The organism is Microbacterium petrolearium (assembly GCF_054782875.1).
On the sequence record NZ_BAAGRQ010000085.1, the window covers coordinates 1 to 568 of the forward strand.

General features: G+C 66.5%; 1 protein-coding gene and 1 pseudogene. Both read right to left on the bottom strand.

Going from position 1 to position 568, the window contains the following annotated elements; genetic code table 11:
* Nucleotides 1–246 (bottom strand): annotated as a pseudogene (locus ACYVJ0_RS13735) (hypothetical protein); the annotation flags it as partial.
* Between the two features lie 140 nt (nt 247–386).
* The coding region (locus ACYVJ0_RS13740; RefSeq protein WP_460818416.1) for a hypothetical protein at nt 387–568 on the bottom strand (182 nt) is incomplete at its 5' end.

Consider the following 568-nt stretch of genomic DNA (forward strand, 5'->3'; position numbering starts at 1 on the left):
GTAGCAGTGCGGTTGGTACACGACGGGCACCGGGAGCCGCCGGATCCGCGTGTACGTTCCCGCCCAGCCCGAGTGCGCGTGCACGACGTCGGGCGCCACCTCGCCGACCACCTGGTGGACCGCTCGCACCCGCGCGCCGAACCCGTCCGGGAGGCCGTCCGTGCCCCGGTACACGCCGTGTCCCTGGGTGCGCTCGAGGCCGGCGGACAGCAAGTGGTGCTCGGCCTCGGGGACCAGCTCGGTCATGCGGTCGATGGCGCGGCCGACGCTACCGGAATACCGGTCCGTGACATGCAGAATTCGCAACGACGCACCTCCCGCAGAATGACCAGATCGCCCCTTAAATGGGTACATATCCCAGCGGGCGCGCTTCCATCGAACGTCGGTTAGATTATCAACGGAAGTGCAGGTAGGCGCGGCAAAGAAACGTCTGCACGACGCGTATCGGCGCCCTTCTCCCGGCAGACCGCCACCGAAAGCTCGCGCATCATCAGGGGAACGCGTTGAACGCTGTCGAATGCCTTCGGATCATCCGCCGACGCCGGATATCCGTCATCGCTGTCGCACT